The sequence below is a fragment of the Aeromonas sp. EU05-FHT14A05 genome (genome assembly GCF_058791175.1).
In genome coordinates, this window is record NZ_JBYTDH010000001.1 from 642889 (window position 1) to 657120 (window position 14232).

General features: G+C 63.3%; 10 protein-coding genes. 7 read left to right on the top strand and 3 right to left on the bottom strand.

The window, feature by feature from the left end; all coding sequences use genetic code 11:
• Positions 1-293 precede the first annotated feature (293 nt).
• The gene (locus tag AC3WR3_RS02750) at positions 294-1655 is read left to right on the top strand and encodes a leucine-rich repeat-containing protein kinase family protein (RefSeq protein ID WP_492291088.1); all 1362 of its coding nucleotides are present in this window, start codon (positions 294-296) and stop codon (positions 1653-1655) included.
• Between the two features lie 117 nt (positions 1656-1772).
• Positions 1773-2420, top strand: a complete 648-nt coding sequence (locus tag AC3WR3_RS02755; RefSeq protein WP_202045395.1) for a thiopurine S-methyltransferase — start codon at positions 1773-1775, stop codon at positions 2418-2420.
• Between the two features lie 308 nt (positions 2421-2728).
• On the opposite strand, the gene AC3WR3_RS02760 is transcribed toward AC3WR3_RS02755, so the two are convergent.
• The gene (locus AC3WR3_RS02760; RefSeq protein WP_492291089.1) at positions 2729-5503 is read right to left on the bottom strand and encodes an insulinase family protein; all 2775 of its coding nucleotides are present in this window, start codon (positions 5501-5503) and stop codon (positions 2729-2731) included.
• 162 nt (positions 5504-5665) lie between these two features.
• Here AC3WR3_RS02760 and sixA point away from each other — a divergent pair, with 162 nt between their 5' ends.
• The 3 genes from sixA (at position 5666) to AC3WR3_RS02775 (ending at position 7592) form a co-directional block, all read left to right on the top strand.
• Positions 5666-6133, top strand: coding sequence for a phosphohistidine phosphatase SixA (sixA, locus tag AC3WR3_RS02765; RefSeq protein WP_492291090.1), 468 nt, complete (start codon positions 5666-5668; stop codon positions 6131-6133).
• 133 nt (positions 6134-6266) lie between these two features.
• Positions 6267-6473 carry a DUF1107 domain-containing protein gene (locus AC3WR3_RS02770; RefSeq protein WP_005324080.1) on the top strand — a complete coding sequence of 69 codons (207 nt, stop codon included), beginning with the start codon at positions 6267-6269 and terminating at the stop codon, positions 6471-6473.
• A gap of 198 nt (positions 6474-6671) precedes the next feature.
• Positions 6672-7592 (top strand): DMT family transporter, encoded by a 921-nt coding sequence (locus AC3WR3_RS02775; protein ID WP_139437830.1) that lies wholly within the window; start codon positions 6672-6674, stop codon positions 7590-7592.
• A 49-nt stretch (positions 7593-7641) separates the two neighbouring features.
• Here AC3WR3_RS02775 and AC3WR3_RS02780 read toward each other — a convergent pair whose 3' ends face one another.
• A complete protein-coding gene (locus AC3WR3_RS02780) occupies positions 7642-9258 on the bottom strand; it encodes a peptide ABC transporter substrate-binding protein (protein WP_492291091.1) in 1617 nt (538 codons plus the stop codon).
• 146 nt (positions 9259-9404) lie between these two features.
• On the opposite strand from AC3WR3_RS02780, the gene AC3WR3_RS02785 reads away from it, so the two are divergent.
• The gene (locus tag AC3WR3_RS02785; protein WP_139439402.1) at positions 9405-9632 is read left to right on the top strand and encodes a hypothetical protein; all 228 of its coding nucleotides are present in this window, start codon (positions 9405-9407) and stop codon (positions 9630-9632) included.
• Positions 9620-10654, top strand: a complete 1035-nt coding sequence (gene fbp / locus AC3WR3_RS02790) for a class 1 fructose-bisphosphatase (protein ID WP_139439401.1) — start codon at positions 9620-9622, stop codon at positions 10652-10654. The genes AC3WR3_RS02785 and fbp overlap by 13 nt, the downstream gene beginning before the upstream one ends.
• Before the next feature lie 88 nt (positions 10655-10742).
• Here fbp and mfd read toward each other — a convergent pair whose 3' ends face one another.
• Entirely contained in the window at positions 10743-14195 is a 3453-nt protein-coding gene (gene mfd, locus AC3WR3_RS02795; RefSeq protein ID WP_492291164.1) for a transcription-repair coupling factor, read from the bottom strand.
• Positions 14196-14232: the final 37 nt, after the last annotated feature.

A 14232-nucleotide genomic window follows, 5' to 3' on the forward strand; every position in this document is an offset into this window, starting at 1 on the left:
GGCAGTTCCCTCGCAGGTGTGTTGTGCAGGCGCACAGGGTTGGCAGTGGGTTGGAACCTCAATAGATTCGAACCCACTTTTGGTTTGAGTCCACTATGGCCGCTGGCCCCCGTCACGACGACCCGGATCTTGCTCTCTTTCTTTACGTGGCTGGCGCCTGTGTGCGTCCTGGTGGCAACAAAACAGGGGATCTCTGGCCGTCGTTCTTTATAATGCCCCTCCTTTGTGGCCATCGGGCGAGTGCCCGGCGGCGCCGTTGGCCGCGAGCCAGCCACCCCGATAGAGACGATCCCATGCATACCCTGGAACAGCTGCGCGCAGGCGAACTCTGCGGCGCCCGCCACTTGAAGCTTTGTGAAAACCTGACGGTGTTCCCCTCCGAGATCCTGAGCCTCAAGGAGACGCTGGAGGTGCTTGATCTCACCGGCAACCAGCTGAGTCGGCTCCCTGACGAGCTGGCCGAATTCACCAGGCTGCGCATTATCTTCTGCTCCGAGAACCGCTTCACCGAGCTGCCCGAGGTGCTGGGGCGCTGCCCTGCACTCACCATGGTGGGGTTCAAGGCCAACCGGATCGCCACGGTACCCGCCGCGTCACTGCCTGCGGGGCTGCGCTGGTTGATCCTGACCGATAACGAGATTGAAGGTCTGCCGGACGAGCTGGGGCAGTGCGCCGCCCTGCAAAAGCTGATGCTCTCTGGCAACCGCCTGCGCGAGCTGCCGGCGAGCCTGGCCAACTGCCAGCGTCTGGAGCTGTTGCGCATCGCCGCCAACCGGCTGGAGGTGCTTCCCGAGTGGCTGCTCGGTTTGCCGCGCCTCGCCTGGCTGGCCTATGCAGGCAACCCCTTTAGCGACGAGCAGGAGCGCCGACTCGGCGAGACGGCAACCGCGGCCGAGATCCCCTGGCAGGCGTTGACGCTGGGGGAGCAACTGGGGCAGGGGGCGTCCGGGGTTATCCATCGCGCAGCACTGCACTCCGATGAGGGGACGCAGGGGGTGGCGGTCAAGCTCTTCAAGGGGGCCATGACCAGCGATGGCCTGCCTCGCTGCGAGATGGCGGTGTCGCTCGCCGCAGGCAGGCACCCCAATCTCATCGGGGTGGCGGGCCGAGTCAGCGGCCACCCCTCTGGCATGCCGGCCCTGGTGATGGCGCTGATAGACCCTGATTTTGTCAACCTGGCGGGGCCGCCGAGCCTGGACTCCTGCACCCGGGATGTCTATCCGGCGGATCTGACCTTCACCCCGGCTGCGCTGCTTGCCATGGCGCAGGGGGTGGCGAGCGCCGCGCTGCATCTGCACGGGCGCGGCATCCTGCACGGGGATCTCTATGCCCACAACCTGCTGCACTCTCTGCTGCGCTCTGTTCAGGAACAGGGCCGGGTGCTGCTCGGGGATTTCGGTGCCGCCTCCTGTTATGACGGCGCCGACCGCGAGCGGGCTGCCCGGCTCGAGCGCCTGGAGGTCAGGGCCTTTGGCTGCCTGCTGGAGGAGCTGCTGGCGCGCTGCCACCCCAGGGACGAGGCGCTTGGGGCGCTCCATTCACTGGCCGAAGCGTGTCTCCTGGAGGCTGTGTTGCAGCGCCCCTCGTTTGCAGAGATTGCTGCCCGGATAGACGCCGTGGCGACCACCATGGCTGCGGAGCCCGCCTGCGCCTGAGTGCGCTCGGCTGGACGTCATCGGGCCCTCGCTCCCGGTGCAGTGGACAACAAGGCTTGCGCCGCCCCGATGAAGTTGTGATATTGATGCATCATTGCAGATGACGAGAGGATGAGGATGGAAGCGGCGTTTTGGCATCAGAAGTGGAAAGAGAACCGGATTGGCTTTCATCAGGCTGATTTCAACCGCTGGCTGCAATCCTGGTGGTCGGCCCAGCAGCAGGGTGAGCCCGTGCTGGTGCCCCTGTGCGGCAAGTCCCGCGACCTGCTCTGGCTGAGCGCTCAGGGGCATCCGGTGGATGGCTTCGAGCTCTCCGAGCTCGCCATCACCCAGTTTTTTGACGAGAACAATCTGAGTGCAGAGACAAGCGAGGTGGGCCCCTATCGGTGTCACCGGCACGACGACCTGCGCATCTATCAGGGGGATTTCTTCGCCGCCCCCGAGCTTGGCCGCCGCTACCGGCTCGCCTATGACAGGGCCGCCCTCATCGCCCTGCCGACGGCCATGCGCCGCCAGTATGCGACCCTGATGAGCCGCCTCATCGAGGCGGGTGGTCAGGTGCTGCTGGTGACCCTGGAGTATCAGCCGGAGCAGCAGGTGCAGCCGCCGTTCTCGGTGGGGGAGATGGAGGTGCGCACCCTGTTCGAGCGCGACTTTAGCGTGGAGGTGCTGGGGCGCGCCGCCGAGCTGGATCACCCAAGGGTGCTCTCGGGGCAGCTCTCCTATTTCGATGAGGTGGCCTATCGCCTGATCCGTCGTGGCTGAGGCGACAATGTGATCCCGCCTGATAAAGACGCTGGCGCGCCAGACTTTGTTACCTCCTTTGACATAGATCAACGTGACAAATCGGGGGAATGCCTAAGATGAGGCTGTTTCTCAATCACTGCAGGTGTCGACCGATACGCTCTGGTTTGAACCATTCGGCCGTTCATCGACTCAGTGTCTGATTTTCACGCTCATGTTCACTTTTGGCGGCTCTGGTCGCAATTGATTATGGTTTTTCCAGCCGACCCCCAGGGTCGGCTTTTTATTGTCCGCAATCTGCCGTGGGACGGGTGGGGGTCGAGGCCTGATCAGGCCTCGAAGGTGGCGGCATTGAGCCGGAACGCCTTGGGATCGTCGATGAACTGGCCGGTGATCCGCTCGTCGTGCTCGTGGCCCAGGCCATAGCTGCAGAGGATCAGCCGATCCGAGGTGCGCGAGCGCAACTGGGTGATAAAGCGCACCAGATCGGCGCGGCTGAGCCTGCCCACCTCCTCGCGCACCCGCTCCCGCTGATCGAAGCCGAGATCCTTGTTGCCTATGCTGACCCAGAGCCGCTGGCCGCGGCTGCGCAGGTTGGCATCCCGCTCGCTGAGCTGGGCCTGCAGCCCCGCCTTGCTGTCCTGCCACTGCTGCTCGGTGAACTCCAGCATGGCCAGCGGGAAGAGATCGATGAACTCCTCAACCGCATCCAGCAGGATCTGCGGCCCCGCCACCGGCGACTGTATATAGAAGATGAGGCCGGGGTGGCGATTGAGGGGCAGGTTGCCGGCCCCCACCACGTAACCGAGCTGCTGGCGGGTGCGCAGCTCGTGGAAGAAGGTGGAGGACATGATGTGGTTGGCCAGGGTGAAGCAGGCGAGATCCCGCGCCCGGGTGGTGCGGGACTGGTAATAGACCAGGAGCGCCGAGTCTTCGTGATCGCACCCCTGCTCGCGAATGAGGGTGCCCCTGTCCTGTATGGAGATGAGGGGGCGGCGGGTCTCGGCACTGGGCTGGCTGCTGACGCCGAGGTGACGCTCCAGCAGGGCGGCCAGTTCAAGCGCCTCGGCGGCGGTCCAGTCGCCGTGCACCAGGGTCTCTATGTGCACCTCGGCAAAGAGCCGGCTGACGAAGTCGGGCATCTCGTCGAGTGCTATGGTGCGCAGGTGGCGCAACAACTGCTCGAACGGCGGGTTGTTCGGTTGCAGCAAACTGGTGAGCTGGTTGAACAGCTGGGAGATGGGCCTGGTCTTGGACTGGTTCTCCCAGTTGCGGATGAGCTGCTCCTTGATTTCGCTGAAGCGTGCCGGATCCGGGTAGCCCAGAGTGCGGTTGCCGAGGATCATGTCGAGCAGCAGCGGCAGCTTGTCGGCAAAGCCGCTCAGGTTGATGGTAAAGCCCCCCTGATGGGCATAGATCTGGTAGCCGAGCCCGGCGAGCTCGGCCGGGTAGGTGAGGGCATTGAGGTGATCCGTGAGCAGCTCCACCGCGAGCCTGGCCATGGCGATGTGGCGCGGGCTTCTGACCGCATGCTCGCTGTCGATGGAGATATAGAGGCTCCCCTTGGGCACTCCAAACAGGTGCTCGTGCAGGTGCCAGAGCCGAAAACCGGGGCGGTCGACCAGACAGGCCGGCATGTCGGCGCTGAGGGACGGCGTCCTGGCATCGAGGCGGTTGCTGATAAAGGGGTTGGGGGAGGGCAGGTGCAAGGCGGGATCCGGCTCGCTCTGCTGCCAGCGGATCTTCTCCGCCTCGGTGATGCTCTGGACGCTGTAGGGGGTCTGATACCAGCGGGCCAGGCGATCCGTGCTCACCTCCGGCGCCTGTATGGTGACGCGCAGGTTGTGGGGGGTCAGCTTGGCGAGGAAGCGCCGGATCAGGGGCTCATCGTACTCGCGCATCATGTAGTCGCCGTGGAGCAGATCGTCCGGGGCATAGCTGAACAGGTTGAGCACGAGGCCGGAGACGGTGTCGAGCGCCCGGCCCCGCTCCTGGAAGCGGAAGGCGGATTCCAGCACGCTGCGCTTCTCGTCATAACGCCAGGCCTGCAGGCCATGGCGTTCGATGAGTTTCAGGTAGCCGAACAGGTCGGCGATGATGTCGTCCACATGGGCAAGCCCGAGGGGCGTGAGGCCGAAGCTGATGCCAAAGTCCTTGAAGTTGGCGCCGCTGATGCCGCCACCGGCGGCGAGCTGGTTGACCCAGCCTCTCGCCTTGAGCAGAGAGAGCAGGCTGCCTTCCCCTTCGTAGCCGATGAGGTGGCTCAGGAAGGTGAGGGGCTTCTTGTCGTAGAGGGCATCCACGCTCGGCAGCGGGAAGGTCAGCGCCAGTTTGCGGGTCTCCTTGACCGGGGCTATCTGGATGCGGATGCCGAGATCATCGAGCCGGTAGAGGGGCGCCGAGAGGGCAGGAGGCCCCAGGCGGCGATCCGGAATGGTGCTGAAGAAGCGCTCGCACCAGGCAAGCTGGGTTTCAATGGATGCCGGAGAGAGCATCACCAGCGCCATGCGATCCGCACTGTAGTGGGTTTCGTAGAACGCAATGAGGTCGGAGCGCAGATCCCGGCCGGGCAGATCCGCCAGGGTATCCAGGTTGCCGACCGAGAACTTGGAGAAGGGGTGGGCCGGGTTGACCGTCTCCTTGTGCACCTGGTAGCTGCGGCGCACATCGTCCTGCAACTTGAGGCGGTATTCGGAGTCGACCGCGTTGCGCTCCTTGTCGACCCACTCGGGGGCGAAGGTGGGGCAGATGAAGAACTGGGAGAAGCGATCCAGCCCCGCTTCGAAGAAGCCGTTGTCGATGTCGAAGAAGAAGTTGGTGAACTCGGTGCCGGTCCAGGCGTTGTTGCTGCCCCCATGGCGGCTCATGAACTGCTGGTACTCGCCGGGTCTGGGATAAGTACGAGTACCGAGGAACAGCATATGCTCAAGGAAATGGGCCATGCCCTGGCGATCGACCGGGTCATCGAAATGGCCTGTGTTGACGGCCAGGGAGGCGGCCGATTTATCGGTCTCGGGATCGCAGATCAACAAGACCCTGAGCCGGTTTGCCAGCTCCAGATAGTGATACCGCCGATGGTCGTTGGGACTGGCATATGGGCTCATTGGGGCGTGACTCGCGGTGAATTTATTTGAATTTAAACATGATTATCGACCCCGCTATCTCACGAGGCAAACCCTTTTCTGAGAGGTAGCGCAATTGTTTCCCCCGAGATGGCGGGGTAAGATCCCCCCGCTATTTAAACAGGCCCCCTGGGCGAGGTTGTAATGAAAATCTACATCATGCGTCATGGCCAGGCTGGCATGAACGCAAAGACTGATGAACAGCGTCCACTGACCGAGCAAGGCATCGAAGAGTCCATCCACATGGCGAGCTGGTTGGCCCCTCAGCTGGCCGGCTCCCTGAGCCTGGTGATCCACAGCAACTACCTGCGTGCCAGACAGACCTGGCAGGCCATCTCTGCCGAGCTGCCCGAGGCCCTGAAGGTCGAGGAGAGCGGCGAGATCACCCCCTACGGGGATCCGGCCTTCGTGGCGAGTTATCTCACCGCGCTGGCGGCGACCCACGACAACATCCTGATGGTCAGCCACCTGCCCCTGGTCGGGTATCTGGTGCAGAGCCTCTGTCCGGCGGCGGGTGCGCCCATGTTTGCCACCTCGGGTCTGGCCTGCATCGAGTGGCGAGATGGCAAGGGGGCCTTGCTCTGGCTGGAAGGACCGCATACAATACGGTAAAAGTTAATAAAAAGTTACAGATTGGTTTTTTGGGGAAGAGAGAGTCGATTTTTCCGGTTTTTTATACAAAATTTACGGAATTATCTCGCATAAGCTGCTGTCATACGGATACAACTGCAAGAGGTTGCAAACGATGAGAGTGTTCAAGAAGTACCTGCCACTGATGGTGGCAAAGCATGTCAAAACCTTCTTCAAGGGGCGGATCTACATCCACGGCAGGGGGCGCTTCGATTTCCAGTCGGGCCTGCTGATGATGCCACTGCAAGCCGATATTCCCCACCGCCAGACGGTGCTCGAAGTCAACGAGCTGATATCGAGGCTGCACATGGATGCCGCTTGAGTCGCATCTATGGTGTCATCTCCCCCTCATGCCCGCCCAGTGCGGGCATGATTGTATCTGGGGCTGAGTGAAGCAGTTTGAACCCATTCAAATCGATTTCCGGATAAGGTTGTCGCGCCCCGCATCAGCATGCTTGCTTATCCTGTTTGCCTCTCTATACTCCCGCGAAATATCCACCCCCTTTCTCTGGACATAGCGATGCCCCTTGCCTTCCTGTTCCCCTTCTCCTGCATGGCCATCTGGGCCGGCAACGGCATCGTCAGCAAGCTGGCGGTGGGGGTGCTCTCGCCGGCCGCCCTGGCCTGGTCGCGCTGGATGGTGGCGGCCCTAGTGCTGACCCCCTTCCTCGCGCGGCGGGCCTGGCGCATGCGGGACAAGCTGCGGGCCGGTTTCTCGAAGCTGGCCATGCTGGCTCTGCTCGGCATGGTGCTGAACCAGACCTTTGGCTACTACGCGGCCCAGACCCTGGGGGCCACCGAGATCGGGCTGATGATGGGGCTGACTCCGCTGATGACGGTGCTGCTCAGCATCTGGCTGCTGCGCGAGCGCCCCACCTGGGGCGCCCTCGTCGGCGGCGTCATCTCCATCCTGGGGCTCGCCATCCTGCTGGGGCAGGGGGATCCGACCCGCTTGTTCACCCAGGGTATTCACATCGGCTCCGTCTACATGCTGCTCTCGGCGGCCACCTATGCGCTCTACAGCGTGCTGCTCAAGCGCTGGGATCTGGGGCTCGACAACTGGTCCATGCTCTACGGCCAGGTGCTCTGCAGCCTCTTGTTCCTCACCCCCTTCTATCTGCTGGTGGACGGGCACTGGCCGGATGGCAGCGCGCTCTGGCTCATCCTCTATGCGGGGATCCCGACCTCGGCCCTCTCGCCCTGGCTCTGGATGCAGGGCATCGCCCTGCTCGGGGCCAGCCGCACCGCCATCTTCATGAACCTGCTGCCGGTGATGACGGCTGCCCTTGCCATCAGCTGGCTGGGGGAGCGGCTCACCAGCTATCACCTGATCGGCGGCGGCATGACACTGCTGGGAGTGCTGCTGGCGCAGCTGCTGGTCAAGCCTGTGAGGGTACGGCGGCGGGCCCGGCTCGCGATGGCGGGCTGTCAGGAGAAGTAGGATAAAAAAAGACCGCCCAGGAGGCGGTCTTTTTGGTCTGGTGCCTGCGTCACTGTGCCGTCAGATAGAGGTCTTTGGCATAGACCAGATCTTGCGGGTTCTGGTAGGGATAGCCCTTGACGTTGGGCTTGAGCAGCCGTGACTTCACATAGAAGTAGACGGGGGCTATGGGGGCCTCCTCGTCGATCAGTGCCTCGGCCTCCTGATAGAGGCGGTTGCGCTCGGCCGGATCCTTGGCGTCATGGGCCTTGGCCAGCAGGGCATCATAGGTCTTGTTGAACCACTTGCCGCTGTTGGCGCTGCTGCTGGAGGTCATGATGTCGAGGAAGGTGGAGGCATCGTTGTAATCCCCGTTCCAGGAGTAGCGACTCACCCCGAAATCCCCCTCGTTCAGGGCGGAGACCATGGTCTTCCACTCCATGTTGTTGAGCTCCGCCTTGACCCCCAGGTTGTGCTTCCACATGGAGGAGATGGCCAGCGCTATCTTCTTGTGCCCCTCGTTGGTGTTGTAGAGGATGTCCACGTCCAGCGGATTCTGCGGCCCGTAGCCCGCCTCGGCGAGCAGCGTCCTGGCCTGCTTGATGCGTTCTTCCTTGCTCATCAGCTCGCTGGCGGGGCGTTTTAGCTCGAAGCCATCCACGCTCGGCGGGGTCAGGCTGAAGGCCGAGAGCTGCCCCTGTCCCAGGATCTTCTCCGTGATGGTGTCCCTGTCGATGGCAAGGGAGAGCGCCTTGCGCACCCTGACGTCGTCGAAGGGTTTGCGCTGGGTGTTGAACACGTAGTAGTAGGTGGCGAGCATGGGGGCGCTCACCAGCTCCTCCGGGCTCTGGCGCTTGATCTGCTGATACTGCTCCAGGGGATAGGTGGTGTAGTGCAGCTCGCTCGCTCGATAGCGGTTGTAGGCCGCAGTATCGGAGACGATCTCCAGGTAGATCACCTTGTTCAGCACTGTGTGCTCGTTGTCCCAGTAATGGGGATTGCGCTCGGCGATGAGCCGCTCGTTGGGGGTCCACTCCTTGAGGGCGAAGGCACCGTTGGAGACGATGTTGCCCGGCTTGACCCACTCGTGACCGAACTTCTCTATGGTGGCCCTGGGGGCCGGGAAGGTGGTGTAGTGGGAGAGGGTCTTCAGGAAGAAGGGGACCGGGGCCTTGAGGGTGATCTGCAGGGTGTGATCATCAAGGGCCTTGATACCGAGGGCATCCGGGCTCTTCTTGCCCTGCACCACGTCGCTGGCGTTGGCGACGCCGGTCAGCTCGATGAACCAGGCGTAGTTGGAGGCGTTCCTGGGATCCGCCGCCCGCTGCCAGCCATAGACATAGTCCGCCGCCGTCACCGGCTCGCCGTTGGACCACTTGGCATCGGGTCTGAGCTTGAAGGTGTAGACGGTGCCGGAGTCATCGAGCTCGTACCCGAGCGCCCCCGCCGCCTGCAGCTTGCCGTCGCCATCCAGGGTGTAGAGCCCCTCGAACAGATCGTTGACGACGTCGCTGCCCGCGTTCTCTTCCACCATCTGGGGGTCGATGGAGGCGGGCTCTGTGCCTATGTTGCGCACGAAGGTTTGCTGGGCACCGGGCAGCAGCTTGGTGCCTTCGGGCACCTGGGCCGCCAGGGCGGGGAGGGAGATCAGGGCGGCAACCGCGCCGGCAATGAGAGTCCTTTTCATTGAATATCCTTATGTTTTTTTGCTTCCAAAGCCGAGCCAGTGTGCTGGATCGAGGAAGAGATCTCAAGAGGGGGAGCGGCGGGTGCCGGGGGAGAGCACCAGACGGGCAGGGGCGGGGTGAAATAGCATTCTTGTCACGAATTAACATGATGAAAGATGCCGGATGGCACCCTTTTTTCACGGTGAAAGCCCGTGGTGGCGCGGTATTCTGGCGATTTATACGGCGGCTTAATTCGCTGCAAAAACAAAAAACAGGCGTTACATTAGGTTACAAAACAACGCTGCCGAGGATCGGCACTTTTTTTGCCGACACTTGCAAACGTTTTCAACGGCCAACGGAAACGATCTTAAAGGAACAAGAATGCGAAACATGATCACCATGGGCGAGTTCATCGTCAAAAAGCAGGCGGACTACCCTACCGCGACCGGCGAGCTGACCTCCTTGCTCAGCTCCATTCGTCTGGCTGCCAAGGTGGTGAACCGGGAGATCAACAAGGCGGGGCTGGCGGACATCATCGGCTCCATGGGGGCCGAAAACGTGCAGGGGGAAGTGCAGCAGAAGCTGGACGTCTACGCCAACGAGCGCTTCAAGGCGGCCCTCGAGGCCCGTGGCGAGGTGTGCGGCATGGCGTCCGAGGAGGAGGAGGACTTCGTCTCCTTCGATTCCGAGCTCTCCCGCCACTCCAAGTACGTGGTGCTGATTGACCCCCTGGACGGCTCCTCCAACATAGACGTCAACGTCTCGGTCGGCACCATCTTCTCCATCTACCGCCGGGTCAGCAAGCCGGGGGCCGGGGTGACCCTGGAGGACTTCCTGCAGCCGGGCAACCGCCAGGTGGCCGCCGGTTACGTGGTCTATGGCTCCTCCACCATGCTGGTCTACACCACCGGGTTTGGGGTCAACGGCTTCACCTACGACCCTTCCATCGGCTGCTTCTGCCTCTCCCACGAGAACATCCGCATCCCGGAGGAGGGCAAGATCTACTCCATCAACGAGGGCAACTACATCAAGTTCCCGGACGGGGTGAAGAAGTACCTGAAATATTGCCAGGAGCGTGACGAGGCGACCCACAGGCCCTACACCTCCCGCTACATCGGCTCCCTGGTGTCGGATTTCCACCGCAACCTGCTCAAGGGCGGCATCTACATCTATCCGTCCGGCACCAACTCCCCGAACGGCAAGCTGCGCCTGCTCTACGAGTGCAACCCCATGGCCTTCCTGGTGGAGCAGGCCGGTGGCAAGGCGTCCGACGGCTTTGGCCGCATCATGGACATCCAGCCCACGGCGCTGCACCAGCGTACCCCCTACTTCGTCGGCTCCACCAGGATGGTGGAGCGGGCCGAGGCCTTCATGCGGGAATTCTCCGCCCACGAGGATCCGGCCCGTCAGGGGTGATGCCCGGTTTGTCGCCCTGGTCGCGGCAAGAGTCACATAAAAAAACGGGAGCCGATATGGCTCCCGTTTTGTTTGGCGCTCCTGGCCATTAGAGGCTGTGGCTGGCGAGATCCGTCAGCAGGGCATCCACCAGTTTCAGCCGCATGGCTCTCTCCTGGTTCGGTACCTGGAAGCGCAATCGGGTGGGTCCATCCATTTTATAGATACGTGGCTGCTCGGAGAGCAGTTTTACCAGATAGGTCGGGTTGACCCTGGTCTCCTGGGTGAAGTCCAGGTAGCCGCCGCGATCGCTCATCTCCACCCGGCGAATGCCCAGCGCCGTGGCCCGCTGGCGGAAGGCCGCGATCTCCATCAGGGTCTTGGTCGGCTCCGGCAGCAGGCCGAAGCGATCGATGAGCTCCACCTTCAGCTCGCGCAGCTCCTGCTCGTCCGCCGCACTGGCGATGCGCTTGTACATGGACAGACGCATGTTGACGTCCGGGATGTAGTCGTCCGGCAACAGTGCCGGCAGGCGCAGCTCCACCTCGGTGTGCTGGCTCATGAGCTGCTCAAGCGACGGCTCCTTGCCATGCTTGAGGGCCTCCACCGCCTGCTCCAGCATCTCCATGTAGAGGGTGAAGCCCACCGATTCGATCTGGCCGCTCTGATCGTCGCCGAGCAGCTCGCCCGCGCCCCGGATCTCCAGATCGTGGGTGGCGAGCGCAAAGCCGGCCCCGAGATCTTCCAGCGAGGCGATGGCTTCCAGCCGCTTGGCCGCATCCTTGGTCATCAGCTTGGGATGGGGGGTGAGCAGGTAGGCATAGGCCTGGTGGTGAGAGCGGCCGACCCGGCCCCGCAACTGGTGCAGCTGGGCAAGCCCCAGATGATCCGCCCTGTCCATGATGATGGTGTTGGCGCTCGGCACGTCGATGCCGGTCTCTATGATGGTGGTGCACACCAGCAGGTTGAAGCGCTGGTGGTAGAAGTCCGACATGATGCGCTCGAGGTCACGCTCGCGCATCTGGCCGTGGGCGATGCCAAGGCGCGCCTCCGGCACCAGCTCGGCAAGATCGCTTGCGCACTTCTCTATGCTCTCCACGTCGTTGTGCAGGTAGTAGACCTGACCGCCGCGCTTCAATTCCCGCAGCACCGCCTCGCGCACCACCGCCGGCTCGTGCTGGCGCACGAAGGTCTTGATGGCGAGCCGCTTGGCGGGCGGGGTGGCGATGATGGAGAGATCCCGCATGCCGGACATCGCCATGTTGAGGGTGCGCGGGATAGGGGTTGCCGTGAGGGTGAGGATGTCCACGTCGGCGCGCAGCGCCTTGATCTTCTCCTTCTGGCGCACCCCGAAGCGATGCTCCTCATCGACGATGAGCAGCCCCAGATCCTTGAAGGTGAGCTCGGAGCCGAGCAGCTTGTGGGTGCCAATGATGATGTCCACCTTGCCATCGGCCAGCTCCTTCAAGACGCTGGTCTGCTCCTTGGCGGAGCGGAAGCGGCTCAGCACCTCCACCCGCACCGGCCAGTTGGCGAAGCGATCGCGGAAGTTGTCGTAGTGCTGCTGGGCCAGCAGGGTGGTGGGCACCAGCACGGCCACCTGCTTGCCGCCGTGCACCGCCACGAAGGCGGCGCGCATCGCCACCTCCGTCTTGCCAAAGCCCACGTCGCCGCACACCAGGCGATCCATGCTCTTGGCCTGGCACATGTCCCCCAGCACCGCATTGATGGCATTGAGCTGATCGTCCGTCTCCTCGAACGGGAAGCTGGCGGCAAACTGGCGGTAACTCTCCTTGTCGTGCTTGAAGGCAAAGCCGGCCCGCGCCGCGCGATGGGCATAGACGTCCAGCAGCTCGGCCGCCACGTCGCGCACCTTCTCCGCCGCCTTGCGCCGTGCCTTGACCCAGGCCTCGCCGCCGAGCTTGTGGCTGGGGGGGTTATCCGACCCCGTGTAACGGCTGATGAGGTGGAGGTTGGTGACCGGCACGAACAGCTTGTCGCCACCGGCGTATTCCAGGGTCAGGAACTCGGTGGGCAGGCCGCCGGCATCCAGGGTCTCGAGCCCGAGATAGCGGCCGACCCCGTGATCCAGATGCACCACGGGCTGGCCCTGGGTCAGCTCGCCGAGGTTTCTGATCACCGCATCCGAGCTCAGGTTCTTGCTCTTCTCCCGCTGCCGCTTGCTGCGGATCTTGCCGCCGAGCAGCTCGGTCTCTGTGATGAGGGCCAGGGCCTCTGCCCCGGCGGGTTCGAGCAGGAAGCCCCGCTCCAGCGGGCTGACCAGCAGGCCATGACGCGCCTTGCTCTCGACGAACTCCTCGAGGGAGGCGAACTCCCTGGGTTGCAGCGCGATCCGCGCCAGCAGATCGCCGAGCCCCTCGCGCCGCCCCTCGGACTCCACCGCAAACAGGGTGCGGCCGGCAAAGCCTTGCAGGAACTGGCTGAGGGCCTGCAGGGGTTGCTCCTTGCTGTGATCGAGCTGCAGGTCGGGCAGGGGGGCGATGGGTAAGTCGTGCTGGCCCGCACCGCCGTCGGTGGCGGCCTCCTGCAGGCGCACGGCGCCATACTGGCCCAGCGCCGCAAACAGCTGCTCCACCGGCAGGTAAATTTGCTGGGGGGGCAGCAGGGGGCGGGTATTGTCCCAGCGCCTGTCTTCATAGCGCTGGCCTATGTCGTTCCAGAAGCGCTGGGCCGCCGGGTAGATCTCCCCCACGGTGAGCAGCAGGGTGTTGTCCGGCAGGTAGTCAAACAGGCTGGCGGTCTGGCTGAAGAAGAGCGGCAGATAGTATTCGATGCCGGCGGGCCAGCGCCCCTTGCTCACCTCCTGATAGACGGAGCCCTCCGCCCGCGACAGCTCGAACTGCTCGCGAAACTGTCCGCGAAACAGCTCGATGGCGGCCTCGTCGGTGGGAAATTCCCGGGCGGGCAACAGGCTCACCGACTTGACCGGCTCGCTGGAGCGCTGGCTCTCGGGATCGAAGGGGCGGATGGAGTCCACCTCGTCGTCGAAGAAGTCGATACGATAGGGGCGGCTGCTGCCCATGGGGAAGAGATCCAGCAGGGAGCCGCGGGCGGCGAACTCGCCGTGCTCCAGCACCTGCTCCACCGCCACATAGCCCGCCTCGGCCAGCCGTCCCCGCAACTGTTGCAGGTTGAGGCGCTGGCCGCTGGTCACCATCAGGCTGTATTTGTCGAGATAGGCCTGGGGCGCCGTGCGCAGCATCAGGGTGGATATGGGCACGATCAGCACGCCGCTGCTCATCTGCGGCAGCGTATAGAGGGTCTCGAGCCGTTGGGAGATGATGTCCTGATGGGGGGAGAAGGTGTCGTAGGGCAGGGTCTCCCAGTCCGGGAACATCAGCACGGGGCAACCCTGATCGGCCAGCAGGAAGCCAAGCTCCTGTTCGAGGCGCAGGGCGCTCGGGGTATCGGCAGTCACCAGCAGGACGGGGCGGTTGGCCTCCCGGGTGAGGCGGGCGGCGACCAGCGCCAGGCTGCTGCCGACCAGCTGGCCCAGAGTCAATTTCTGGCCCGCTTTGGCGGGCAAGGCGGGGAGTTTCATTGGCATCGTTCGATTCTTTTAACGTTGACGTTGGCTG